19 protein-coding genes and 1 pseudogene are annotated in these 24,748 nt (G+C 33.2%); 16 read left to right on the top strand and 4 right to left on the bottom strand.

The genetic code is table 11. From position 1 onward, the window contains the following. The first annotated feature begins 213 nt into the window (after positions 1-213). The 5 genes from NSQ69_RS26065 to NSQ69_RS26045 are packed head-to-tail and all read left to right on the top strand — an operon-like array spanning position 214 to position 8,588. A complete protein-coding gene (locus NSQ69_RS26065) occupies positions 214-1,455 on the top strand; it encodes a glycosyltransferase family 4 protein (RefSeq protein ID WP_341099826.1) in 1,242 nt (413 codons plus the stop codon). Continuing rightward, positions 1,406-2,716: a glycosyltransferase gene (locus NSQ69_RS26060; protein WP_341099825.1), complete on the top strand. Its 1,311-nt coding sequence runs from the start codon at positions 1,406-1,408 to the stop codon at positions 2,714-2,716. The genes NSQ69_RS26065 and NSQ69_RS26060 overlap by 50 nt, the downstream gene beginning before the upstream one ends. Positions 2,717-2,740: 24 nt before the next feature. Beyond that, positions 2,741-4,087, top strand: a complete 1,347-nt coding sequence (locus NSQ69_RS26055; RefSeq protein ID WP_341099824.1) for a class I SAM-dependent methyltransferase — start codon at positions 2,741-2,743, stop codon at positions 4,085-4,087. Next, on the top strand, positions 4,080-6,836 hold the full coding sequence (locus NSQ69_RS26050; RefSeq protein WP_341099823.1) for a glycosyltransferase: 2,757 nt from the start codon (positions 4,080-4,082) through the stop codon (positions 6,834-6,836). The genes NSQ69_RS26055 and NSQ69_RS26050 overlap by 8 nt, the downstream gene beginning before the upstream one ends. A 54-nt stretch (positions 6,837-6,890) precedes the next feature. After that, on the top strand, positions 6,891-8,588 hold the full coding sequence (locus NSQ69_RS26045; protein WP_341099822.1) for a heparinase II/III domain-containing protein: 1,698 nt from the start codon (positions 6,891-6,893) through the stop codon (positions 8,586-8,588). A 489-nt stretch (positions 8,589-9,077) separates the two neighbouring features. Here NSQ69_RS26045 and NSQ69_RS26040 read toward each other — a convergent pair whose 3' ends face one another. Continuing rightward, positions 9,078-9,899 (bottom strand): glycosyl transferase family 2, encoded by an 822-nt coding sequence (locus NSQ69_RS26040; protein WP_341099821.1) that lies wholly within the window; start codon positions 9,897-9,899, stop codon positions 9,078-9,080. A gap of 296 nt (positions 9,900-10,195) precedes the next feature. Between NSQ69_RS26040 and NSQ69_RS26035 the strand changes: the two genes are divergently transcribed. Genes NSQ69_RS26035 through tagH form a run of 3 tightly spaced genes read left to right on the top strand, consistent with a single transcriptional unit; the run spans position 10,196 to position 13,932 of the window. After that, positions 10,196-11,479: a nucleotide sugar dehydrogenase gene (locus tag NSQ69_RS26035; RefSeq protein WP_341099820.1), complete on the top strand. Its 1,284-nt coding sequence runs from the start codon at positions 10,196-10,198 to the stop codon at positions 11,477-11,479. Further along, complete coding sequence (locus NSQ69_RS26030; RefSeq protein ID WP_341099819.1) at positions 11,476-12,282, top strand: ABC transporter permease; 807 nt, start codon at positions 11,476-11,478, stop codon at positions 12,280-12,282. The genes NSQ69_RS26035 and NSQ69_RS26030 overlap by 4 nt, the downstream gene beginning before the upstream one ends. Before the next feature lie 15 nt (positions 12,283-12,297). Continuing rightward, entirely contained in the window at positions 12,298-13,932 is a 1,635-nt protein-coding gene (gene tagH, locus NSQ69_RS26025; RefSeq protein ID WP_341099818.1) for a teichoic acids export ABC transporter ATP-binding subunit TagH, read from the top strand. 47 nt (positions 13,933-13,979) lie between these two features. Here tagH and wecB read toward each other — a convergent pair whose 3' ends face one another. Further along, complete coding sequence (gene wecB / locus NSQ69_RS26020) at positions 13,980-15,095, bottom strand: non-hydrolyzing UDP-N-acetylglucosamine 2-epimerase (RefSeq protein WP_341099817.1); 1,116 nt, start codon at positions 15,093-15,095, stop codon at positions 13,980-13,982. Positions 15,096-15,724: 629 nt separating this feature from the next. Between wecB and fabZ the strand changes: the two genes are divergently transcribed. From fabZ to NSQ69_RS25980, 8 genes and pseudogenes are all read left to right on the top strand, one after another. Further along, positions 15,725-16,159, top strand: coding sequence for a 3-hydroxyacyl-ACP dehydratase FabZ (fabZ, locus tag NSQ69_RS26015; protein WP_341099816.1), 435 nt, complete (start codon positions 15,725-15,727; stop codon positions 16,157-16,159). A gap of 388 nt (positions 16,160-16,547) precedes the next feature. Beyond that, the gene (locus NSQ69_RS26010; protein WP_341099815.1) at positions 16,548-16,748 is read left to right on the top strand and encodes a hypothetical protein; all 201 of its coding nucleotides are present in this window, start codon (positions 16,548-16,550) and stop codon (positions 16,746-16,748) included. 474 nt (positions 16,749-17,222) lie between these two features. Next, positions 17,223-18,134 (top strand): polyisoprenyl-teichoic acid--peptidoglycan teichoic acid transferase TagU, encoded by a 912-nt coding sequence (gene tagU, locus NSQ69_RS26005; protein ID WP_002089694.1) that lies wholly within the window; start codon positions 17,223-17,225, stop codon positions 18,132-18,134. Positions 18,135-18,366: 232 nt separating this feature from the next. After that, a pseudogene (locus tag NSQ69_RS26000) lies at positions 18,367-19,038 on the top strand (response regulator transcription factor). A gap of 11 nt (positions 19,039-19,049) precedes the next feature. Continuing rightward, positions 19,050-20,480 (top strand): HAMP domain-containing sensor histidine kinase, encoded by a 1,431-nt coding sequence (locus NSQ69_RS25995; RefSeq protein ID WP_016121081.1) that lies wholly within the window; start codon positions 19,050-19,052, stop codon positions 20,478-20,480. Positions 20,481-20,546: 66 nt separating this feature from the next. Next, positions 20,547-21,329, top strand: coding sequence for a DUF3919 family protein (locus tag NSQ69_RS25990; protein ID WP_016102280.1), 783 nt, complete (start codon positions 20,547-20,549; stop codon positions 21,327-21,329). Continuing rightward, positions 21,326-22,360: an ABC transporter substrate-binding protein gene (locus NSQ69_RS25985; protein ID WP_341099814.1), complete on the top strand. Its 1,035-nt coding sequence runs from the start codon at positions 21,326-21,328 to the stop codon at positions 22,358-22,360. The genes NSQ69_RS25990 and NSQ69_RS25985 overlap by 4 nt, the downstream gene beginning before the upstream one ends. Positions 22,361-22,379: 19 nt before the next feature. Next, the gene (locus NSQ69_RS25980) at positions 22,380-23,714 is read left to right on the top strand and encodes an MFS transporter (RefSeq protein ID WP_002130007.1); all 1,335 of its coding nucleotides are present in this window, start codon (positions 22,380-22,382) and stop codon (positions 23,712-23,714) included. Positions 23,715-23,857: 143 nt separating this feature from the next. Here the strand turns inward: NSQ69_RS25980 and NSQ69_RS25975 are convergent, their stop codons facing one another. Both NSQ69_RS25975 and NSQ69_RS25970 read right to left on the bottom strand, forming a co-directional pair. After that, complete coding sequence (locus NSQ69_RS25975; protein ID WP_061688702.1) at positions 23,858-24,370, bottom strand: DUF3278 domain-containing protein; 513 nt, start codon at positions 24,368-24,370, stop codon at positions 23,858-23,860. Continuing rightward, entirely contained in the window at positions 24,371-24,562 is a 192-nt protein-coding gene (locus NSQ69_RS25970; RefSeq protein ID WP_341099813.1) for a helix-turn-helix transcriptional regulator, read from the bottom strand. Positions 24,563-24,748: the final 186 nt, after the last annotated feature.

Here is a 24,748-nt window from a genome sequence, read left to right as displayed (position 1 = left end):
TACACATACATTCACTCGAGGGGTTAATATCGTTAAATGTCTATGTGTAAATTTACAAAAAGGTATTTAACTCATGCATGTTTCATAGTATTCTTAGAGACGTATAAATCTTACTTTTTATATAATTTTTTAAAGATATTCACTTTTAGATTGTAAATAATTTGGGTTATTAAAGTGATGTTAACATCATAGGTGGGCGGAGATTAGTTTAGTATGAAAAAAATTTTAATAGTAACACAAAACTTTTATCCAGAAATAGGTAGCGCGGCTAATAGGCAAAAAAATATATACTTAGAATTAAAGGAAAGAGGTTATGATGTCACGGTATTGACTTCTGATCCTAGCTATCCAAATCGTAATTTATATAAAGATTCAAATTATTGGTATGATGAGAATATAGAACAAGATACAGTACGCATTCATCCGAAAACACGGAAATATACACGGAACCTCTTCCGAAGATTGCTGCTATACATAGAAGTTGCTATTAGATTGATTTTGGCAATATGTAAAGAGAAAAAGAAATATGATTATGTATTTGTTTCCACGCCATCCATTTTTATCGCTGTAGCAGGTATGTTTGCGAAAAGAAAAATGAAAGCGAAATTAATTTTAGATGTACGAGATTTATGGCCGGAATCTTTAATTGGGATAGGGTTTTTTGATAAAAAATGGATATTGAAATTTGCATATAAATTAGAGTATAAAATATATCATGCAGCCGATGAAATTGTTGTTAATAGTAGAGGTTTTATTCCGTATATTACTTCTAAAGGTATTTCGCCAAAGCGTATTTCGTTTATACCTAACTCTTTGACAGAAGAGGAACTATCTATCGTTTCAAAGGAGAGAAGTAGTAATCAATTAACCGTTATTTATACTGGTAATATAGGATTGGCACAAGATATTAAAAAATTAATTTCGGTTGCAGAGTATTTGAAAGAGTATAAAAATATTTCGTTTAAAATTATTGGATATGGCTATCAAAGAAAGGATATTGGAGAGAGCATTGAAGCAAGGCAGCTTTCCAATATTCAATTGATTAAACCGAAAAATCGTAAAGGTGCTCTTGCTGAAATTGCTGCTGCAGATATAGCTTATGTAAGTTTAGTAGAAAAAGAAGTATTTAAAAAAGTTTTCCCTGGGAAAATTATGGATTACATGGGTATGAGAAAACCAATTGTTGCAGATGTTGATGGCTATGCAAAAAAGGTCATTGAAGAAGCACAGTGTGGTTTTGTTACTGAAAAAAGAACGGTTGCTGAATTAGCGGATTATATTATCAAATTGGCACAGGATAAACAGTTGCAGAATCAACTAGGGGAGAATGGATATCAATATGCTTTCCTAACATTACGTTGGAAAACCAATATTGAAACTTTAGTACATATATTGGAGGAAAGAGATGTCACAGAAGAAAGTTTGCATGTTTGTATGGAATCACTTCACAAATGATGCACGTGTATTAAGAGAATGTACGGCTTTATCTGAATCTGGATATGAAGTGGATTTAATTTGTATTCATGATTGGAAGCAAGTTGATCTTCCTATGTGGGAACAGCACCAAAAAGGATTTACGGTAACTCGTGTAAAAAATAGAGTTCCAACATTACAGAAAGTATTTGGATTGGCCAAACGTGTTAAAAGGGTAGCGATGAAAAATTCCGCTATAATTGCGGCATTTGGCCTTTTCGTAATGTTAGGAATTTGGAAGTTTCCGATAGCAACAGTTAGTTTACTATTATTGACCTTTTTACTCTCGCAGAGAAAGATAGCAACTTTTTTTGTGAGAGGGACGATATTGCTTAGAATGATTCGAGCAGGTTTTAAAAAAAAGTATGATATATACCATTCGAATGATTTAAATACGCTACTACAAGGGGTTATATGTGCGAAAATATTGAACAGAAAAAAGCTTATTTATGACTCGCATGAAGTACAGACGAGTAGGACAGGATACAATAGTAATATTTATGGGATTATGGAGAAGTTTTTTATTAAATTTTGTGATGTGATGATTATGGAAAATCATACAAGAGCAAAGTATACAGAAGAGTTATATGGGTTTTATCCAAAAGTAATTCATAACTATCCATTTGTTTCGCTCCCGGAAATGAGTAATTCAATAGATTTACATGGGATATTAAACATTTCAAAAAATGAGCCAATTCTTCTATATCAAGGCGGGATTCAAATTGGACGTGGTCTTGATAAATTGGTGCAGGCAGTTCCTCTATTTAAAAGAGGGGTCGTAGTATTTATCGGGGATGGACGTATTAAACCGGAGTTACAACAAATGGTAAAAGATATGGAGTTAGAGGATCGAGTAAAGTTTGTGGAAAAAGTACCGGTGCAGGAGTTGAGCCACTATACAAAAAATGCTTATTTAGGATTTCAATTACTAAATAATGTTTGTTTTAATCATTATTCCGCTTCTTCCAATAAGTTATTCGAATATATGATGAGTGGTGTACCGGTCGTTGCCTGTAGTTTCCCTGAAATACAAGGGGTAGTTGAAAAAGAAAATATAGGGGTTTGCGTTGATTCTCATGATCCAGCTTCAATTGCAAAAGGAGTCAATAATTTACTAGATAATCCGGAAAAGAGAGAAGAAATGACAAGAAATTGTTTTCAGGCAAGAGAGATATATAATTGGGAATTGGAGAAGAAAGTCTTTTTACAACTTTATAAAGAAGTGCTTGGAAAAAAGATTTAATTAATAAAGAAGAGGTGAGATTCCATGGGAAAAGCTTTAACTTATATGACAGAGGTAAATGATGAAGAGAAGGAAGAAAAAAAAATTGATGAATTTGATAATCGTATAAGTTGGATATACAAAAATGCCATCGGTGGGAAAGTGCTAGATATAGATTGCTCTCAAGGAATTGTTTCAACGCTACTTGGTAGAGAAGGGAAACAGGTCCTTGGGATAGATGTTTCACGGGAGGCAATTAATTCTGCGAGGAAAATACTTCAGAAAGAATCTAATCGTACTAAGAAACATGTGGAATTTAAAGTGGTTAAATTTCTAGATTATCGCTTTAATAAACGGAAATATGATTGCATTATTATGAATCGAATTTTTAAAAATGGAATGGATCCACATAAATTTATAAAAAAAGCTCTGCGTTTATTAAATAATCAAGGCAGAATCATTATTACAGTTCCATTTGGAGTAAACGGTTCACTAAACAATGAAGAAGCATATTATCTAATGGATGTATTTAAATTACCTGTAGAAGGGGCAGTAATCACGGAAATAGAATTTATCGGTGATTCCCTCGGAGTGGTTATTAAAAAGGCTAGTGAAGCAGAGTATGAGTTATCATTAAACAAAGAGTTAATTATAAAATTAGAAGAGAATTTTTATAATATGGAATGTAGTTATACAGAAAAATTAATAACAAAGCAACAATATATTGAGAAAATAGAAAAAGAGCGCAACGGTTTTGACAACGTTCAAAAAGAACTTAGGGATTTTAAATCTTTAAATGATGATCTTCAAAAAGAAAATCAGATGCTACGGAAACAATTGGGGCAACAAAGGGATTTCCATAAAACATTTAGCAGTTCATTAGAAGAAAAGATTAATAAGATTAATGAATTAAATGAAATATTACAGAAACAAGATGAAAAACTCCTCGAAAAAGATGCTAGCTTAATAGAGATTAAAAAGCAGTTAGTACATAAGGATATTATAGTGACAGCCCTAAATAAGACTGTGGTTGAGAAAGGAAAGGAAAATCGTGCTTTTCAACAGGCGATAAAAGGTCAGGGATTACAACATAAAGCCTTAAATGAAAAGTTTGTTGAAGCAAATAGAGGGCTAGAGCAATACAGGGATATTATATTAGAGAAAAAAGAAGCAACTATTGAATCCCGTGAGCAAACTGTAAAAATACAAGAAGAGCTATTAGAAGCTTATAAAAAAGAAGAGAAATTGCTGAAAAGTTATCAGAAATTATTGAACGAACATAAAAAAATCTCAAACAGACATGATGCTTTAAGTCATTCAAAACTTGGAAAAGTCACATTATCTTATTGGCAATGGCGTAAAAAAAGTTTTGGAGGGGAAAAATTTGAATAATGATTCGATAAATCAGAGATTAAATAACATTAAAAAACGAAAAATTTCACTTCGACAGGATATTATATCCGAAGTGAAATTAATAGAAATAGAAAAAGAAGAATTAAAATTATTTAAGCAGGAAATACCGATAAAAGAGAAAAATACAAGACGTATTGAGAAGACGCCTGTTTCTAGCATTCAAACCATTGAAGCTCCAAAGCTAAAAGTAGAGGGAAAAAATATCGAAGCCGAATACATTGATCATCGCAATAGAAATTGTGATAAGGAATATTTTAATAGAATTAAATATATGTTGGAAGAACTTCCAGAAAGTAATGGGAGTAAATTTTATCCAAAGGCAAAGGTGAAGATTGGTATCATTGCGGATGAATTTTTATATAATTCATTTAATGGTATTGCTAATTTTATTTATATTACACCTGAAAATTATCGAGAGTATGCAAATAAATTGGATGTCTTTTTTATTGCAACGACTTGGAAAGGTCTGAATCTAGAATGGAGAGGTCTGGGAAATCCAAAGTCTCGCAAACGTCGTGAACAGCTATTTGAAATCATTAAAATATATAAGGAAAAAGGCGTAAAAGTTGTTTTTTATTCCAAGGAAGATCCTGTTAACTACGAACGCTTTATTGAATTAGCAAAAAAATGTGATTATATTTTTACTACTGCTGAAGAAGTTGTAAAGGATTATAAAAAAGACTGTCAAAATGAAAATGTAAATGTCTTAAACTTTGGAGTAAATCCTATTTACCATAACCCCATAGGAATTAAAAAGTTTACTAAACAAAAAGAAGTTTTATTTGCAGGTTCTTGGTATGATAAATATCCGCATAGACAAGAAGATACAAGAATGATATTCGATGGTATTCTTGATGGAGAAGCAGGCCTGAAAATTATTGATAGAAACTATGAATTAAATAATGCTCAGTACTTCTTCCCTAAAGAGTATACAAAGTATGTTTCGCCTTCTGTAGAGCATGGGTATTTACAAAAATTACATAAGCTATACGATTGGGCCATTAACTTAAATTCTGTAAAATATAGTGAAACCATGTTTGCAAATCGTGTATATGAGTTGCAAGCATTAGGGAACATTCTTTTATCTAATTATAGTACAGCTATTAATAATAAATTTCCTAATGTATTTTTAGTTCATGATAAAAATGAGGTTCAAGATATATTAAATGGTTTTACAGAGGAAGAAAAGTATAAGCATCAAATGTATGGTGTTCGTAAAGTAATGACGAGTGAAACAACATTTCATCGTTTAGAGCAATTGCTAGACACTATAGGTTATTCATCTCAAAAGATTCAAAGAAGAGTGGCTGTAGTTGTTAAAGATAAATCTGAGCATATTCAGCAAATGTTTGAAAAACAAACATATCCAAACAAAGATTTAATGTTAGAAAATGAATTTAATGAACATTCAAAAAAACAGTATGATTTTGTGGCATTCTTTAGTGAGGATAAAGAATATCGAGAATTTTATCTTGAAGACATGATTAATGCATTTAAGTACACGAATTGCGATTATGTTACAAAAGAAGCTTATTACGAAAAAGATATACTTGTTTCTGGTGTGCAACATGATTATGTTACAACGATGTATGATAAGCACAGAACAGTATTTTGGACAGAATCGTATGCTACAAAAGATCTATTAAGAATGACAGGAGCTGTAGAGCTTCCAAATGGCTATAGTATAGATTGTTTTGAGTTTAATAATCGTTCTTTAAAAGAACAGGTGAAAAAACCGAAAGATTATAAATTGTCTGTAATTATACCAACATACAATAATGGTGATTATTTACTAAATAAATGTTTTGGCAGCTTGAAGCGTAGTAGTATGTTTGAGGATATGGAAATTATTATTGTCGATGATGGGTCCACTGATAATTATACACCTCGAATTGTAAGCCGATTGGCTGAAGATTATTGTAATGTAAGTTCTTATTTCTTTAATGATGGAGGAAGTGCTAGTGCTTCACGTCCACGTAATAAGGGGTTTGAATTATCAACAGCACCATATATTACTTATTTAGATCCCGACAATGAAGCAGTAAATGATGCTTATCGGAAGCTTTATGATGAAATTAATAATAATGATTATGATTTCGTCGTAGGAAATATATTCCGCTTATCAGATAAAGCTATGCGTTTAAATTATTATAGAACGGTTGTACAGCATAATAAACAGGATATAGTAGAGGGAAAGACAAAAGAGTTGCTAATTAGCAGTAAGTTCAAAGCAGCAAGCATTCAAGCGCTAGTAGCTAGAAGAGAGGTTATTGATAATAATTCATTACGTATGGTTGTAGGAGCAGCTGGACAAGATACATTATTCTTCCATGAACTAATGCTACATTCAGATAAAGTGAAGGCTGTTAACTTAGATGTACATGTTTATTATGCAGCTGTTTCTGGATCAACAGTAAATAGTATTTCAAAAAGGTTTTATGAAAAATATCATGCTTTAGAAAAACGTAGGGTAGAGGCACTCAGAAGACATGGTATTTTAGAGGACTATCTAGAAAGAAGATTCGAATATTACTTTAAAAATTGGTATTTAGCTAAACTGCAAAAAGTTAAAAAGGATGAAGCACTAGAATCAATCAAAATTATTGCTGAAATCTTTGATTTGTATAAGAAAGATGTAAAATTGAAGGATCCCGAGCTTATTCGCTTTGCTAAGTGGCATGAGAATAAAGATTATACATCAATAAAAGAAGAATATATGGTTTTATAGGATTGTTATACAAAGATATAAGTTTACTAACTTATATCTTTGTTACTAATTACGATGATAATGATTTACATGAGAGGAAGAGTGCTTGTGGAATATAAAGTACATTTGAAGAATTTGAAAACAAATCAGATTATTAAAATTTACAAAACGTCTAAAGATACTTTACGGGTTGCTAATCTTATTTTAAATAATAAATTTCACTTTTTTAATAGTTTGGATGTAATTGATTTTAAGGAAGGGATAGATTGGAATTACCGCCATCATACAGCACCAGATACATACCAATTATATATGCATGCTTTAAATGTTCTATGTCACTTATTAAACGCGTATGAGCAGACAAATGACGAGAAATATATAGAAAAGGCAAAAGAAATTTTCTTATCTTGGATGAATTACGAAAAAACGAAACCGAATAATAAAATGCTTTGGTATGATCATCCTACTGCTTATCGGACACATAATTTGGTTTATCTAGCATTAATAGCGAAAGAAAAACTACCTATTAAAGAAGAAGAGTATATTGAATTGCTAGTTACACATGGTAAATATCTTTTTGATGATAATAATTACCATAAAAACAACCATGGAATTATGATGGATCGTGCCTTAATCATGTTAGGGATTATTTTAGATCATCCAGAATCGGATAGGTGGATTGAAAAAGGTATTTGGCGTTTAAAAGATACATTCTATTTTAGTTATAGTCAACAAGGTGTGCATCTAGAAAATTCTCCAGAGTATCATAGAATTGTAAGAAACTTATACAAGTCTATTGAAAATTTCTTGAATAAAAATGGTTTAACTTTAGGGGAAGATGTAGTCCGAAGAATGGAAATGTCAGATGAATACTTTAAGTATATTGTAAAACCTAATGGATTGACACCTGCTATTGGGGATTCTGGATTACTTCCAATAGGTGCACAAAATAAAATTTATGAGAGTTTTCATGATCAAGTAGCTGGAATTACCGTCATGCAATCAAAAGATGATAATAATCCTGAAGATTCTACATGGCTATCATTTGTTTGTGGTTATGGTACTACTACACATAAGCATTATGATGACTTATCAGTAAATATTTTTTATAAAGGGCGTGACATTCTAGTTGACCCTGGAAAATATAGTTATGGTCGCTCGCCAGTAAGGAGTTATGTTATTTCACCTCAGGCGCATAATACTATTGCTTTTCCTAATGAAAGATATACATTTGATAAATTCCAAGGCGCAAGTCGGAAAATCAAAACTACTTCATTCGTTTCGACACATAAAATGGATATGGTTCAAGGGATAAATGGTGGTTATGAAGATGTATTGTTTAAAAGAACAGTCATATTCCTAAAGCCTAATATAGTAATTATTTTAGATGAAATTTTAAGTGATAACTTTGTAGATGTATCACAATACTTTAATTTGGCTCCACACATAGAAATACAAGAGATTATGGACTCGAAGATTAGAATGACTAGTGATAATGAAATTATAGAATTTGAGCAAATTAATGATATTGATAATGTGAATATCCATAAGGGACAAATTAATCCACCTAAGGCTATTATCTCTGAACAATTTGGAAAAACAACAGAAATAAATCAGTTGGAATTTTCTAAGAATGTTAACTCTGATTATTTCCTTACTGCTATTAAACTTGGAGAAGAAGCTATTGATACTTTTAACTTTGCAAGTTTTGATAAGGTAAATCGCTTAATTTCTATTGAAGTTGGTAATAAGATTATTCGATTCTATGTTTAAAGCAGGATATCAAAGGAAGGGGCATACCATCTGTCCTTTAATTTGTATGGAAACAAATAATATAATGTTTGTTGTATACACCTCATTTTGTAATAACTTATACAATTATGAAGAAAATCTTTAAGAGAAAAGTTTTTTCATAATTGTATTAAAACCTAATTAATAAATTATAAGAAATGAAAAAATGCTTTTTTCACTAAGTATTGAAATGTATAAGGATAAAACTAATATTTGAGGGGGATCTGCTCTTTCTTATAGATTGAAGTCAAGCTTATTTGTAGAAGAGAAGGGAAAAGGCACATTACTATATTGTTAAATTAGCGTAATATTTTTTAATGTTTATTCCCCCTAAAGGATTGTTATACAAGGATCTTTTAGGGGAGAATAAACATTAAAAAAGCAAAGCATGCATATTTATTTCTTAATTTTAATAATCTAAGTAGAGTTAATTGTATTGAAAAAATGAGATATTGAAGTGATTTATAGTAATCAAGATTTCACTTTATATATATAGTATAATGTTTTTTCTAAATCTACTGGATTATGGTCTAATTCTTTATCAAAATAGAAATCAAAGTGTACTTGATTAAACTTAATAGTTTCACCTAAGGATTTTAATCCAGAAACAAAAGGAGTCACGTGATTTTTCATGTCATGTCCGCAAGAAATATTTTGTAAATAATAAATTTCTGGAACGTAATTCTTTTTTTTGTATAGCTCTAAAATATTTAAACGTTCTGGAAATTTCTTTAGAATTTCCTGTTTGTTTAATTGTGGATGAGAAAATTTAAATAAACGATCAACATGTGATTCATAATAATTATTTACAATGGTTTGAGGATTGTTGACAAGAACTTTTGATCCTTGTATAAATCCACCTAGTGCTAGAGACATAAATCCACCTCCAGAACTTCCATAAAACAAGACTTGTTGAGATTTTATAGAAATTTTATCCATTATAATTTGGAGGATATTAGCGATATCTTCTAGATAAAATCTTTCTGTTGTACCATGTCCCCAACCAAGACTCATTGGTCCTAGATATAAGGTAGGATCATTATAGAAAACAATTGAATCTTCAAAATGGTCAATCCATGAATGTCTTTGGAAAACAGGTGGTTTCATTTTTTGAGGATTGTATGCTCCAGAACCAAATACAAGTAAGTTTGAAGCATTTGGCTTTAAATTAATAAAAAATTCATATTTGGTGTTATTCCAATTTACTGTTAAGATAAAGGGTTTGTTGTATGTGAACTCTGATTTATATAATTCCTCATATTGTACAATTATATTTGTATAGTCTTTGAACAAATTTAATCAACCTTTCATTTTTTATTGATATGGGACTTTTTATCATAACTAAGTATACCGATATTTAAAAAACTAAAGCAATATAAAGTTGAAATTTGTCGAGTTTTAATAATTTTAATAATTTTAATAATTTATATATGATTAAATGTAGATAAAAAGGTATATATGTTACATAATTTTGGAATTGTTTTTTTTTGGGTGATTATTGTCAGATTTATAGACTTATGACATTTAATTTGATTTAATAAATAATAGTTAACAAAATTGATATAATAATTTTATGGGGGTTATAAAAAGTGAAAATATGTACAATGGGCCTAGGCTATATTGGACTACCGACTTCAGCAATGTTTGCACAATATGGGGCAGAAGTAGTTGGAGTAGATATTCATCCAGAGGTAGTAGATAAATTAAACAACGGTGAAATACATATTGAAGAGCCGGGTCTTGGAGATGTAGTAAAAAAGGTTGTTACAGATGGGAAGTTTCGTGCGTCTTTAACACCTGAAGAAGCGGATGCTTTTATTATTTCTGTTCCAACACCAAACCATGATGATGAACATAAGTCTTGTGACTTAACATATGTTTTAACAGCTACAAAACAAGTATTACCATTTGTAAAAAAAGGTAATGTTATCATTGTAGAATCTACAATTGCACCACGTAGTATGGATGACTACGTAAAACCTTTAGTAGAAGAAGCTGGATTTACAGTTGGTGAAGATATTTATCTTGTTCATTGTCCAGAACGTGTTCTGCCAGGGCAAATTTTACATGAATTAGTATACAACAACCGTATTGTTGGTGGTGTTACTCCTACTTGTGCAGAAGCTGGTGCTCGTGTATATGGTGTGTTTGTCCAGGGAGAGATCATAAAAACAAATGCGAAAACAGCGGAGATGTCCAAACTTATGGAAAACACATTCCGTGATGTAAATATTGCGCTTGCAAATGAATTAACAAAAGTTTGTAATTCATTAGATATTAACGTATTAGATGTAATTGAAATGGCTAATAAACATCCACGTGTAAACTTGCATTACCCAGGTCCAGGCGTAGGAGGACATTGTTTAGCAGTTGATCCATACTTCATTGTTGCAAAAGCCCCTGAATTAGCGAATATTATTAAACTCTCTCGAGAAACGAATGTTTCTATGCCACAATATGTAACTACGCAAGTAAAAGGTTTACTTAATGGTATAGAATCTCCAAAGGTAGCAGCGTTTGGTGTTACATATAAAGGAAATGTTGATGATATGCGCGAAAGTCCTGCAATGGATGTAATTGATTTAATTCGTAACGAAGGAATTACAGTTGCAGCACATGATCCTCATGTAGAATCTGATTTCTTTGAACTACATTCAGCAGAAGAGGCTGTTAAGGATGCGCATTTAATTTTAATTTTAACGGACCATAGTGAATTTAAAACATTAGATTATGGAAAGTTAGCTCCTATTATGAAACAAGCGTTGGTATTTGATACACGCAATTGTGTGCAGGCAACTACAGATAACGATATAAAAATCATTAATTTTGGAAATGTATATGAAGAAGTAAAAGGAAAAGTGGTTACACCGTGAAATCGATAAAAACCATATTATCGGAGCAGCTTCAATATGCATATTTAATCCGTAGATTATCAATGTATGAATTAAAGAAAACATATGTAGCTAATATGTTGGGGATAGTATGGGTGTTTTTAAATCCTATAATTCAAATAGGTGTTTATTGGATAATATTTGGTTTGGGAATTCGAGGGGGAGCGCCGGTTAATGGCGTTCCTTACTTTGTTTGGATGATATCTGGTTTAGTTCCATGGTTTTATATAAGTTCATCTATTATACAAGGGTCAAATTCTATTTATGCTCGATTAAGTGGAGTTTCTAAAATGAATTTTCCATTAAGTATTATTCCTTCATACGTGATACTTTCTAGATTATATACGCATTTGATATTAATGATGTTGTTAATCGTTATTGTTATCGTTAATCAAGGAATCAGCTCGGTTCATTTTCTAATATTAATCTATGGAATGTTATCTTTAACAATTTTTTTAATCGCGCTATCCTTTATTACTTCGACATTATCAACAATTGTAAGAGATGTTCATTTGTTAATTCAGTCAGTTACGAGAATGCTTTTCTTTATAACACCTATATTATGGGAACCTAAAGAGAATATGCCACAATTATTTTTAAGCTTAATGAAATTAAATCCTTTTTATTATGTGATAGAATTGTATAGAGAAGCATTAGTATATGATTCGACTTCTATTTTGTTCTCTGTTTATACATTATATTTTTGGGGAATCATTATTTTTATGTTTACTGTCGGCTCCTTGCTTCATGTGAGATTTCGTAGGCAGTTTATTGACTATTTATAAAAGGTGAATGATTGAATGAATTATAGAGTTAGATTTTCAAATGTTACAAAAAAGTATAAGATGTACAATAAGCCTTTAGATAAGTTGAAGGATTTATTTTTTAAAACTTCCAATGGAGAATATCATTATGCTTTAAATAATGTTTCGTTTGAAGTCGCAGAAGGAGAAATAGTTGGTATTATCGGTTTAAATGGTTCTGGAAAGAGTACGCTATCAAATTTAATAGCGGGAGTAACGATGCCCAGTAAAGGGACGATTGATATTAAGGGATCAGCAACATTAATTGCAATCTCATCTGGATTAAATGGTCAGTTGACGGGGCTTGAGAATATTGAATTAAAAGGTTTGATGATGGGTCTTAAGAAAGAGGAAATAAAGGAGATTACTCCTAAGGTTATTGAATTTGCGGAAATTGGTAAGTTCATTCATCAACCTGTTAAAACTTATTCAAGTGGTATGAAGTCTAGGTTAGGATTTGCGATTTCTGCACATGTTAATCCCGATATTTTAGTAATTGATGAGGCGCTTTCTGTAGGTGACCAAACATTTACAAAAAAATGTTTAGATAAAATGAATGAATTTAAAGAACAAGGGAAAACAATATTTTTTATTAGTCATTCGATTTCGCAAGTGAAAAGTTTTTGTACAAAAGCATTATGGATTCATTATGGACATGTGAGAGAATACGGAAATATTAAGGAAGTAGTTACTCATTATAATGATTTTTTAAAAGAGTATAATGGGATGAATAAGGAAGAGAAACAACGTTTTCGTGAAGAACAGATGATGCAGTTTCAACATGGGCTTTTACAAGAAGCCGCTACTGTGGAGTCGCATGGAAATTATGGAAAGCGTAATTTAAATCGTCCTAAAAGAAAAAAAGGCGTAATGATCGGGTGTTGTTTGGCTATGATAGCAGGAATAATATCGACAGGTCTTTTTTATACGGGGATATTTTCAAAGAACAGAAATAATGTTGAGGTAGAAAATATTACTTCAAGTAAAAAATCGATTGAAACTACACCAGTTGAGAAATTTTCAACTTATATAGTGAATAGTAATGAAATCAGTATTCGTGAAGAAGCGGATGCAAGCAGTAAACGATTATCTGTAGCCAACTTCGGGGATATTTTTACTATATCTGATAATAATAAAAGCGAGAAAAAAGATGTTGAATGGATACAAGTTACATTATCAAGTGGTGAAATTGGATGGATAAGCACAAAGTTTATTGAACCATTTAAATCGAATAATAACATAATCGAGGATGCCAAGTTAGCAGATGTAACTGCGTTGTTAAAACGTGTATATGGAGGGAATATGGCAAGTGCCCCTACTTATTTTGGTAAAACATTAAATGAGTTAGAGACAACTTATCCTCAACCTTTAAATCCATTACCAAGTATGATGGGAAAAACGATTGTTAAAGATGGAAATATTCAATTTGGCATTTCACAGGATAAGGTAGTGGAGGTTGTATTCCAAGATATTTCAATGTCGATTGCAAAGTTACATGAATTATTAGGAAAAGAAAGCTTAAGTAATGATGCAGAGAAAAACTACTTCTATGAAACAAAAAGTTACTATATTGCAGCCCGTTCAGATCAGACACATAAAGAAATTCAATCCATATCGATTGTAAAGAAATGATTAATAACAAAAAGAGCCAAATCGCACATGATTTGGCTCTTTTTTATTTACTTATTAAAGTGTTGTAAAATTGCTTCTACAATACGCTCTGATGCACGGCCATCACCGTAAGGGTTAGATGCTTTCGACATCTTATCATGAGCTTCTTTATCTGATAACAACTCATCAGCAAGACTAAAGATTGTCTCTTCGTCTGTTCCTGCTAATTTCAATGTACCTGCGTCAATACCTTCTGGGCGCTCTGTTGTATCACGAAGAACAAGAACCGGTACACCGAGTGACGGCGCTTCCTCTTGTACCCCACCAGAATCAGTTAACATTAAGTATGAACGAGCTGCAACATTGTGGAAATCAATTACATCTAGCGGCTCAATTAAATGAATACGGCCATGATCGCCTAAAATATCATTTGCTGTTTCGCGAACAACAGGGTTCATATGAACAGGATACACAACTTGTACGTCTTCATGCTTATCAACAAGACGCTTGATTGCACGGAACATATTACGCATTGGCTCTCCTAAGTTTTCACGACGGTGAGCTGTCATAAGTACAAGACGATCATTTCCAAGTTTCTCTAGTACAGGATGACTATATGTTTCTTTTACAGTCGTTTTCAGTGCGTCAATCGCTGTATTTCCTGTTATGAAAATGCGTGACTCATCTTTATTTTCCTTCTGTAAGTTCGTTGCTGACTTTGCTGTAGGGGAGAAATGAAGATCTGCCATTACGCCTGTTAGTTGGCGATTCATCTCTTCTGGGTATGGAGAATATTTATCCCATGTACGAAGTCCTGCCTCGACATGACCTACTGGAATTTGATTATAGAAAGCAGCTAAACTTGCGATAAATGTTGTCGTTGTATCACCATGTACGAGTACGATATCCGGCTTCGCCTCTTTCATTACTTTATCCAAACCTTCTAAACCACGCGTTGTAATATCAATTAAAGTTTGGCGATCTTTCATAATATTCAAATCGAAATCTGGCGTAATTCCAAAGATACTTAATACTTGGTCTAACATTTGACGATGTTGTGCTGTTACAGTCACAATCGCTTCAATTTTATCTGGATGCTTTTGCAACTCTAATACAAGAGGTGCCATTTTAATTGCTTCTGGACGTGTCCCGAAAATTGTCATTACTTTTAAACGTTCAGTCATTTTATTGCCTCTTTCCTTTACCAATTAAAAATTTGGTAGTATTGTTACTGTATTATTATACATGAAAGTTATAAGGAAAAGGGGGCAATCACTCTTAATAGAGGATATTGAAATTTAATTGAATAGCATTTTTGTATAATGAAATCGAAGAGTACGAGAGATATTGATAGTAGATTGATTTTGTGAAAGCCATGTTAATAAATGAAAACCATGTATAAAAGTGATAACGATAAGATAGCGTATTTTTTGATATTTTATTTTAATGTTAAAATATAATAATTTAAAGAAAATAGGAGATAAAAAGAGAAAATGCTAATAATTATCCTGAAAAAAAACAAAAAAGGTGTAATATCAGGTTTTTCTTTCGAGATTTTCTCCTTTATAATGATTTATGAATACGACATTAAAGGCTAATAATAATTGATATAATTTGCCTTTCCCTAACTTGGGTATACACTCTTTTCAACCTCCGTGTCAGTGATAATACATATTGAAAAGAGTGTATACATTTTTTTATTTGGAAGAGGAATTTTGAAATCTTTTTTTATAATGACAAATAAGAGTTAAAATGGGATAATGATAGTATAACTTCTGGTGGTATGACCAATCTTGTGTAAGGAGAGAAGTATATGCTAGATATTCAACAAATTAAAGAAATAATTCCTCATCGTTATCCATTTCTACTTGTGGATAAAGTTTTAGAAGTAGAAGAAGGAAAGCGTGCTATTGGAATAAAGAATGTTACAGCTAATGAAGAATTTTTTAATGGGCATTTTCCAGATTATCCTGTAATGCCAGGCGTTTTAATTGTAGAAGCTTTAGCACAAGTTGGCGCTGTTGCTATGCTGAAGAAAGAGGAGAATCGTGGTCGTTTAGCATTCTTTGCAGGCATTGATAATTGCCGTTTTAAACGACAAGTCCGTCCAGGTGACCAGCTTCGTTTAGAAGTTGAAATGACGCGTGTACGTGGAGCAATCGGAAAAGGGAAGGCAATTGCAACTGTAAATGGTGAGATTGCGTGTGAAACTGAAATAACGTTCGCCCTTGGAGATAAAAAGGAATAGTAAACGTAAAATGTTTTTTATACAGATAGGTGGATGCAGGGCTGAGTTTGCAGCTTTGTATCCACCTATTTTATTTGCAACTAATAATATGTTATTTGTTTAGAAAGGGATTTTAGTAATAGGGATATTTTAGAATGTTAATAAGAGTTTTGATTAAATAAGTCGAGAAACACTTTGGAATAATAAGAAGATAAATGTATATAAATGTAAAGGTATTTAGAGAGGGATGAAAGAATAAAATGAAGATAGGAATTTGTAGGTTAAATTGTTAAGCACATAGGGAACAGAACTTTTAAAAAAATATAAAAGTTCACCATAATTTCATAAGGAAAACACAACTTTTTAGTAAAAGAAATATAAAATGAGTTTATAAAAATAGAGAAAAGAGATGATGAATGTGAAGCTATACGAGGTTTTACATGATTATGAGAATGGAAAGTTTAAAGATGGCGATATGTTTTTATATCAAAATAATCCAAGGATGATTGCAATGTTTAAATCGGGTAATTTTGTTTGGAGCGATGACTATGTAGCTGTTAATTGCAAAGATATTTCAAAAGATTTTTGGTATATCAGAGAAAAGCAGTGAAGTTTTAAAGGAACCATAATATGCATAGGGATCATTGGGAGTTGTTATCTGAATGTTCTGTTGTTTGTTTTGGGTATGCATGAAACAAGGAATTCTTATAAATACAGAAAAAATCCATCTTAATGCGAGAGGATGGCTAATTTGAGAAATAATTAATAATAAAAAGAGTCATCTTATTATTTTATACGATAAAGTGCCTTACAGCAAAAGTAGAGTCCATTATACTAGATGGACTCTACTTTTGCTGTAAGGCATAATTTTGTGGGAAGTTACATTCATTTGAATATGTAGGATAATAAAAGGAACTTCATCAATCGGTTAGCGGAAATGGATGGTAGGTTTCCTTATTTTGATGGCAAATACTAATGCCCCTTTCTTAATTTTTCTTTTATTTTTAATCAAGATTAATGTAATATAGTGGAGAGTATAAAAATTGATATATTATTTATAAATTTTGATAAAGAGGGTAAATGTATGAAAAAGAAAATTTTATTTTGGGTACTCGGTATTATTGGAGTACTAATTATAGGCGGAGGAGTTTATGCTTATAATGTATATTCTTCTGTATCTAAGACATTAGAGGAAGTTCATAAACCTCTAAAGCGTGATCAAAACAACAATAAAGTTGGCGAAAAAATTAGTAACGCTGAACCGGTTTCAATTTTATTATTAGGAGCAGATGAGCGCGGTGAGGATAAGGGGCGTTCGGATTCTTTAATGGTTATCACGTTAAATCCTAAAAATAATTCAATGAAAACAGTAAGTATCCCTCGTGATACATACACAGAAATTGTTGGAAAAGGGAAAAGTGATAAAATTAACCATGCGTATGCATTTGGCGGCGTAGATATGTCTGTAGCGACAGTAGAAAAATTCTTGAATGTTCCTATTAATTATTATATTGAAGTGAACATGGAAGGATTTAAAGATATCGTTGATGCAGTTGGTGGGGTAGATGTAAATAATGATTTAGAATTTACGCAGGATGGACATCATTTTGCGAAAGGGAATATTCATTTAACTGGTAATGAGGCTTTAGCATATACACGTATGCGTAAACAAGACCCGCGTGGTGATTTTGGTCGTCAGATGCGCCAGCGTCAAGTAATGCAGGGTGTTATTAAGAAAGGTGCTAGTTTCTCTTCTTTAACAAGCTATGGAGATGTGTTAACAGCGATTCAAAAGAATGTGAAAACAAACTTAACGCAAGATCAAATGTTTGATATGCAAAAGAATTATAAAAACTGCTTGAATAATAGTGAGGACATTCAAATCCCAGGTGACGGTCACAAAGCCGCTGATGGCATTTGGTACTACTATGTTCCAGATGCAGCAAAACAAGATTTAACGAATAAGTTAAAAGCACATCTTGAATTAAATCGGTAATTTTAAATATCCCTCACTATTTGTAAAGGTAGTGAGGGATATTTAGTAATAGCATATTTCTATATCGAGCACGCATGGAATTGGCATCAAAAACAACCGAATGGATATTTTAATAAATATAAAAAAAGAGAGGGTATCGTCGACAAAATATGTTCGACAATACCCTCTCTTTTTTTGTTTTATTTTTGCTATACTAAACTGTACTATAATACAGGATGGAAGGAGGAGAATGATGAAAATACTTGTAGTAGATGATGAATCGAGTATTCGTAATTTGATTCGGATGCAGTTAGAGATGGAAGGGTATGAAGTATTGACGGCGGCTGATGGGAGAGAAGCTTTAGAGAGATGGAATGAGCAGCCGGATGTACTTATTTTAGATGTGATGCTTCCTGATACGGATGGGTATGAGTTGTTACGTTTATTCAGAGAGAAGGAGCGTGATATTCCGGTGCTTATGCTGACAGCGAAGAGTCAGATGAATGATAAGTTACTTGGTCTTCAGCTTGGAGCTGATGATTATGTGACGAAGCCTTTTAATTATGCGGAGCTTATTCTTCGGGTGAAGAATATGGCGCGGCGCGTGAAGAAGAAGGAGGTTCCTTTAAATCATGAGGTGATTGGGGCTGGTGATTTACTTATTTGTCCAAAGGAACGAAAGCTTCATGTGAGTGGGCAGGAGATTCAGTGAACGTACCGAGAGTTTAATTTATGTCAGTTGTTTGTTTCGAATCCGCAGCGTGTGTTCATGAGGGATGAGCTATTAGAGAAGGTATGGGGGTTTGAGTATATCGGAAATACGAGAGCGGTTGATATTATGGTGCAAAGGCTTCGAAAGAAACTCGGCGCGAGCGGGGAGTATATTAAGACAATTTATGGTGTGGGGTATAAGCTTGATTGCTAAAAGGTGATGATATGTCTTTAAAACGAAATATGGTGTTTGGAATAGTTGGGTTGTTGATTCCAATTCTTGTTCTTTTGTATGCGGTTGTTTATATTGCACTGGAGAAGAATGTGTATCATAATGCGGCAGATTCCTTAGAAAAGTTAAGTGTGGAAGCGCAAATTTATACGATGAATTATTTAGAGAAGGAAGCAGAAGTAGAGACGCTAGGGCCTAATTCGCTTTTAATTGCTTCGTATTTAGCGAAGCGAATGGATGTCCGGGTGCAGATGATTGGGAAGAATGGAGATGTTGTTGCAGATACACAAAAAGGAGCGTTACTTCATCGGAATATTGACATCGAGAGTTCTTTGAAGGGAAAGAAATCGTATGTTTTCGAGGAGGGAGATCCAGCTCCAATTCTTTTGTTTTCAAGTCCGGTTTATTATGGAAACGATGTCATTGGAAGTATTCGTTTTATAAATGAGTTAACGGATGAGAAGGAAGTTTTAACAAATGTAAGTTGGACGTTTTTAATGACGTCGCTTTGTTTAGTAGCTGCTGGTATTTTCTTTGCAATTCGTTTGGCGAAGTCTCTTCATAAACCAATTGATCAGTTAAGGCAAATGGCATATCGGCTTGCGAATGGAGATTATGAAAGTAAGATTGAGCTGAATGAGTATGTGGAAATTGCGCAGCTTTCAGCGTCCTTTAATGCGATGGCTGATGGGATTGAGCTGCATATTAAGCAGCTGAAGGAAGAGAAAGAGAAACAGAAAGATTTCTTGGACCGCATTACGCATGAGCTGAAAACACCGCTAACAGCGATTATCGGTTATGTGGATTTAATTCCGAAGTTGCAGTCGAAGGAGGATGTGCAGGAGAGCCTCCGTTATGTGTCTGTAGAAAGTGAGCGTCTATTATCACTTGTAGAGGAATTACTTAAGTCTTCAAAGTACGGGAAGAGTACGTTTGAAGTGTCACCTACAGTCGTGAATATTAAAGAATTGGCAGAAGAAGCGATTTCGATTGTGAAACTTAGGTTGCAGCAGTTTGAAATTGAAGTTATGAATGAGTTAACAGAAGTACACGTCGTTGCGGATTTTGATAAGACGAAGCAAATTTTCTTGAATGTGCTTGATAATGCGATTAAATATAGTGATGCTACGCAAGTTCGTATGAATGTAATTATAAATGAGCAGGAAGCGAAAGTTTTTGTTCATGATGATGGTATTGGTATGGATGAAGGTGTGCTTGCAGAATGGAATGAGTCTCCGGAAGGTAAGGTGCTTCCTTCAAGTTACGGGAATGGCTATGGCTTATACATTTGTCAGGAGATTATGAAGAAGCAAGGCGGAAGTATGCGAATTGAGAGTAGTGAAGAAATGGGAACTACAATATGCATTACATTTTTACTTCCGAGACGGATGGAAGACATAAAAAACTTGAAAGCGGTTAAATGATACATTTATGAAACAATTATGCGGTATTTTCGAAACAACGTTTTTTTATCTTGGAGGTAGGCAGAAATGAAAAGGCTATCATTTCAAATTCTTATGTTTGTCTTTTGTATGATCGTTTCTCTTATTTTGTTTTATGTTATTGAGAAGCAAATATATAATCGAATCACAATTGTGGATGACAAACAAGCCGTTTTACAAAGAGTGAATGAATCTCTTCCTACTGAAGTGAAAGTAAGGCATGAGAAGTGGGGAGAAATTGTTGTAACGGATGAAGTTCGTTTGCATACGATTGTTTCATTCTTTGACCGAATTCGAATAGAACCGAGAGAAGCGAGGAATCAAGAACAAGTATTTACTGGAGAAGTAACGTACTTGAATGGACATAAACGTACTTTTGCAGTAGGTGACTTGTTCCAGTACGAGACTAATGTATACGGAAAGAATGGCACGGATCCGATGATCTCAGCATTTCAAACGTATTTGTTAAGTCTGTATTATACACCAGAGCGCATTAGTAATTTCTTTGCGGAGGCAAAGGAAGTTGTAGTGAGGCAAGGGGATGTAATACGTACTATAGATCTTACACACATATTTGATTCTATTCGATACGCAAGGCAAATTACAGATTACGGAGAAATTCAGAAATTATTACAATCACAGAATGAGCCGATTGCTTATATTACTGCCTATAAAACAGGCAAACGTGTAAAGAATGAGCGGGAGGATATTCTAACTATTTCTGTGTATCCATCGTACTTTGTTGTGCAATATCTCGGTGATAATAACGGGAATGTCATGTATATGAAGGGCTCCCTAGCAGAATTCCTTGTAAAGGAGAGTGTGTCATGAGAAAGATAGCCTTTTTCTTCTTTTTGCTAGTAATCGGAGGAGCGATGTCTAGTTGCTCTCGAGATACAACCTCTATTAAATATAATAAAAGTGGTCTCCCTATTTTGGATGATCGTCATCTCGTTGCGTATGTAGCGGCCCGCGAGGAAGTTGGTGAAGCTTTGCTTTCGTCATTTTGTAAACAACGCGGGTGTACATATGAATTTATTCGTCTATCGACAGAAGAACTTCTTCGGAGAGTAGAAGAGGAAGCTGGAAATCCGAAGGCGGATATTATTATTGGCGGTACAGTAGATGCGCATCAAATGATGAAGCAAAAGAACCTTTCTATTCCTGTTACGACCCAGCATGCGAATCGTATTTCAAAGACTGTTAAAGATAAAGATGGTTATTGGTACGGTTATGAAGTGGAGAAACTGGCAATCGCGATTAATAAAGAGCGGTGGAATGAAGAAATAGCGCCGCTCGGTCTTCCATATCCATCAAGGTGGCAAGATTTATTAGATCCGGTATATACGGATAAGATTGCAATGCCTGATCCAAATGTTTCCGGCACAGCATATACTTTGTTTCAATCACTTATTGATACTTTAGGTGAAAGAGAAGCGACAGAGTATGTTAAGAATCTTGCAAGGCAAGTTGGTGAAGTAACGGTGAATGGTTATATGCCTGCAGAACTGGTTGCGAGCGGTGAATATATGATAGGCATCAATTTTGCGGGAGATCAGAGAATGCTTCAAAAACAAGGCTTTCCTATTTTAAGTAACGAACCTGAGCAAACAGGGTTGTCCGTTAATGCGATTTCGAAACTAAAGCGTGCGCCGAGTGGTATTATTGCGGATTTATTTATTGATTATTGTTTATCGGAAGAAGCGGGGCATATTTTAGAAAAAGTTTCGTTTGGCGTACCAACGATGTTTGCGAAGAATGAGAAAGAAATAGAAGGACAGCCGGTTAGAAGGGCAAACCAAAAAATATCAAATAGCGGAATAATCGAGATATGGAATAGACAGCGTCTCTCTCAGCAGTGAGAAAAGGAGACGAAAGAATATGTTTAAATGGCTTAAGCCAGCACCTGCAATTGAGAGGTTACCAGCGGATATGATCGCTAAAGTATATACATTACTGCGTATTCGTGTGCTAATGGGAATTTCAGTTGGGTATGCTGCTTATTATTTAGTTCGTAGTAACTTTACGTTATCAAGCACGTATTTAGTGCAAGAATATGGTTTTAGTACAGCTCAAATTGGACTACTAGGTTCAGTAATGGCGATTGTTTATGGATTTAGTAAGTTCTTTATGGGGAATTTATCAGATAAAGCTTTCGCCCAGCGTTTTATCGCAGTCGGATTGTTCTTATCAGGGCTTGTAAATATTTGCTTCGGCTTTGCATCTTCATTTGGGATGATTGTTACATTACTTGTCCTAAATGGTATTGTACAAGGAATGGGAGCACCACCTTGTAGTATCGTTATGACGAAATGGTTCTCGAAGAAAGAACGTGGTACGAAAACAGGTATTTGGAATATTTCACATAACGTTGGTGGAATGCTAGTGCCACCACTTGTTGGAATTGGTGTAGGTATTTTTGGTGAAAATCATTGGCAAGGCGGCGTGTTTATTTTCCCAGCGATTATCGCAATGGTAATTTCAGTTCTTGTTTGGATTAATGCGAAGGATACACCAGAATCTGAAGGTCTTCCTCCAATTGATGAGTATCGTAATGACTATGAAAATCTTGAAAAAGCAGATAATGCTAATAAGATGTCACCAAAAGAAATTTTAATGAAATATGTAGTGACAAATAAGTTCGTTTGGTATTTATGTATTGCAAATGCATTTGTTTACTTAATTCGTTTCGGTGTTATTAACTGGGTTCCGCTTTATTTAACAACAGTTAAAGGTTTTTCAAAAAATGAAGCACATGCTGCATACGCGATTTTTGAAGGTATGGCAATTCCAAGTTCATTAATCGTTGGTCTTTTAAGTGATAAATTATTTAAAGGAAAACGTATGCCATTATGTATTATGAGTATGGCTGGTGTTGTTGTTGGTACGGTTGTATATTGGCAAGCATCTAGCGTACTTGTTGTAAGTATTGCCGTTTCTATTATCGGTTGTTTAATTTACGTACCACAGTTTTTAATCGGTTTAAGTGCGATGGAATTAGTACCGAAATTTGCAGTAGGTACAACAGTTGGTATGTGTGGTCTGTTCGGTTATGTAGGCGGAAGTCTTGTAGCAAACGCAGCAATTGGTGTTATTGTTGATCGTTCTGGCTGGGATGGCTGCTTCATCTTACTATTAGCAGGCGGTATTTTATCAACAGTATTCTTATTTATCGTTCAACGTGGACATGAGAGAAAAGGTCCTAAAGTGGCGTAATAGTTTATTCAGAAAAGCGATCCAATTATTATTTTGGATCGCTTTTTTAATAATTGAAAGGACGATCATATGTAAAATTAAAGTTTTATGTGTAAATCGCTTATATATTAAATAGTACTTTCAGTTACTGAAGGGCTAGTTACTTAATATAATTTTTTTAGATTTAATAAACCGACTATATACATGGATAGACCAAAAAATCCGCCACCACAGCAGTAAAGCACAACATTAAATAAAGAAACCGAGATTTCTTCTGAACCTAAATAGGGAAGGATATAATTCATAAAAACAAACATTTGGAAGCCCCAAAGTGCACCTGCTTTTAAGCCAGCTTTTTTTAATGTCTTTTTATGTTTTAAATACTCTTCTTCTGTTGCACACTCAGTATCATTTAGGCCCTTTTTTTTCAATTTAAAGATTAAATAATTAGCGTAAATCATATTAATAAGAAAAATAAATATAGTGCCTATAGATATTGTATGGTTCATAGTATCGACGAGTAACATAATAAGCATTACCAACATATTTAACCACCATAAACCAATTCCAGCTATAGCTAATTCTTTATTGATTTCTTGTTTTTGATACTCATCTCTTTCACTAATTGTTCCAATAAAATTATTATAAACTTTTTCTTTCCATTCAATTTTCATCATTTAATCTCCCTCCCAAAATAGGCTGTTTAAATCTGTTTTTAACGCTTTTGCTAATTCGATACATAAAGCTAAAGAAGGATTATATTTATTGTTTTCAATTAAGTTTATTGTCTGTCTAGCCACATTAACTTTTTCAGCTAATTCTAGCTGAGACAGGCCTTCAGATTTTCGATAGTTTTTAACGTTATTCAAATATAAACCTCCTATTAATAGTTGTAGGCTTCGTGTACCGAAGTGTCACATATATATGACACTCTACACTTGGATAAATAAAATGTCAAATATATATGACAAAAATGAGGGTGATACAATTGGGGAATTTAGTTTAATAATTCAAATTAGTAGGAAGTTCTTTAGTAAAGGAGGGAGCATGAAATT

The sequence above is a fragment of the Bacillus sp. FSL R10-2201 genome (assembly GCF_038008665.1).
GTDB classification, from domain to species: domain Bacteria; phylum Bacillota; class Bacilli; order Bacillales; family Bacillaceae_G; genus Bacillus_A; species Bacillus_A mycoides.
The sequence above is the reverse complement of the archived record's forward strand: the minus strand, read 5'-3'. Positions and strand labels throughout refer to the sequence as shown.

Bases quoted from the DNA above. Each gene is read 5' to 3' on its own strand.
- tagH (WP_341099818.1), top strand. From the start codon at position 12,298: ATGAATTATAGAGTTAGATTTTCAAATGTTACAAAAAAGTATAAGATG.
- NSQ69_RS25975 (WP_061688702.1), bottom strand. From the start codon at position 24,370: ATGATGAAAATTGAATGGAAAGAAAAAGTTTATAATAATTTTATTGGA.
- NSQ69_RS26065 (WP_341099826.1), top strand. From the start codon at position 214: ATGAAAAAAATTTTAATAGTAACACAAAACTTTTATCCAGAAATAGGT.
- NSQ69_RS26055 (WP_341099824.1), top strand. From the start codon at position 2,741: ATGGGAAAAGCTTTAACTTATATGACAGAGGTAAATGATGAAGAGAAG.
- NSQ69_RS25980 (WP_002130007.1), top strand. From the start codon at position 22,380: ATGTTTAAATGGCTTAAGCCAGCACCTGCAATTGAGAGGTTACCAGCG.
- NSQ69_RS25990 (WP_016102280.1), top strand. From the start codon at position 20,547: ATGAAAAGGCTATCATTTCAAATTCTTATGTTTGTCTTTTGTATGATC.
- wecB (WP_341099817.1), bottom strand. From the start codon at position 15,095: ATGACTGAACGTTTAAAAGTAATGACAATTTTCGGGACACGTCCAGAA.
- NSQ69_RS25995 (WP_016121081.1), top strand. From the start codon at position 19,050: ATGTCTTTAAAACGAAATATGGTGTTTGGAATAGTTGGGTTGTTGATT.
- NSQ69_RS26010 (WP_341099815.1), top strand. From the start codon at position 16,548: ATGATGAATGTGAAGCTATACGAGGTTTTACATGATTATGAGAATGGA.
- fabZ (WP_341099816.1), top strand. From the start codon at position 15,725: ATGCTAGATATTCAACAAATTAAAGAAATAATTCCTCATCGTTATCCA.
- NSQ69_RS25985 (WP_341099814.1), top strand. From the start codon at position 21,326: ATGAGAAAGATAGCCTTTTTCTTCTTTTTGCTAGTAATCGGAGGAGCG.
- NSQ69_RS26045 (WP_341099822.1), top strand. From the start codon at position 6,891: ATGATAATGATTTACATGAGAGGAAGAGTGCTTGTGGAATATAAAGTA.
- tagU (WP_002089694.1), top strand. From the start codon at position 17,223: ATGAAAAAGAAAATTTTATTTTGGGTACTCGGTATTATTGGAGTACTA.
- NSQ69_RS26060 (WP_341099825.1), top strand. From the start codon at position 1,406: ATGTCACAGAAGAAAGTTTGCATGTTTGTATGGAATCACTTCACAAAT.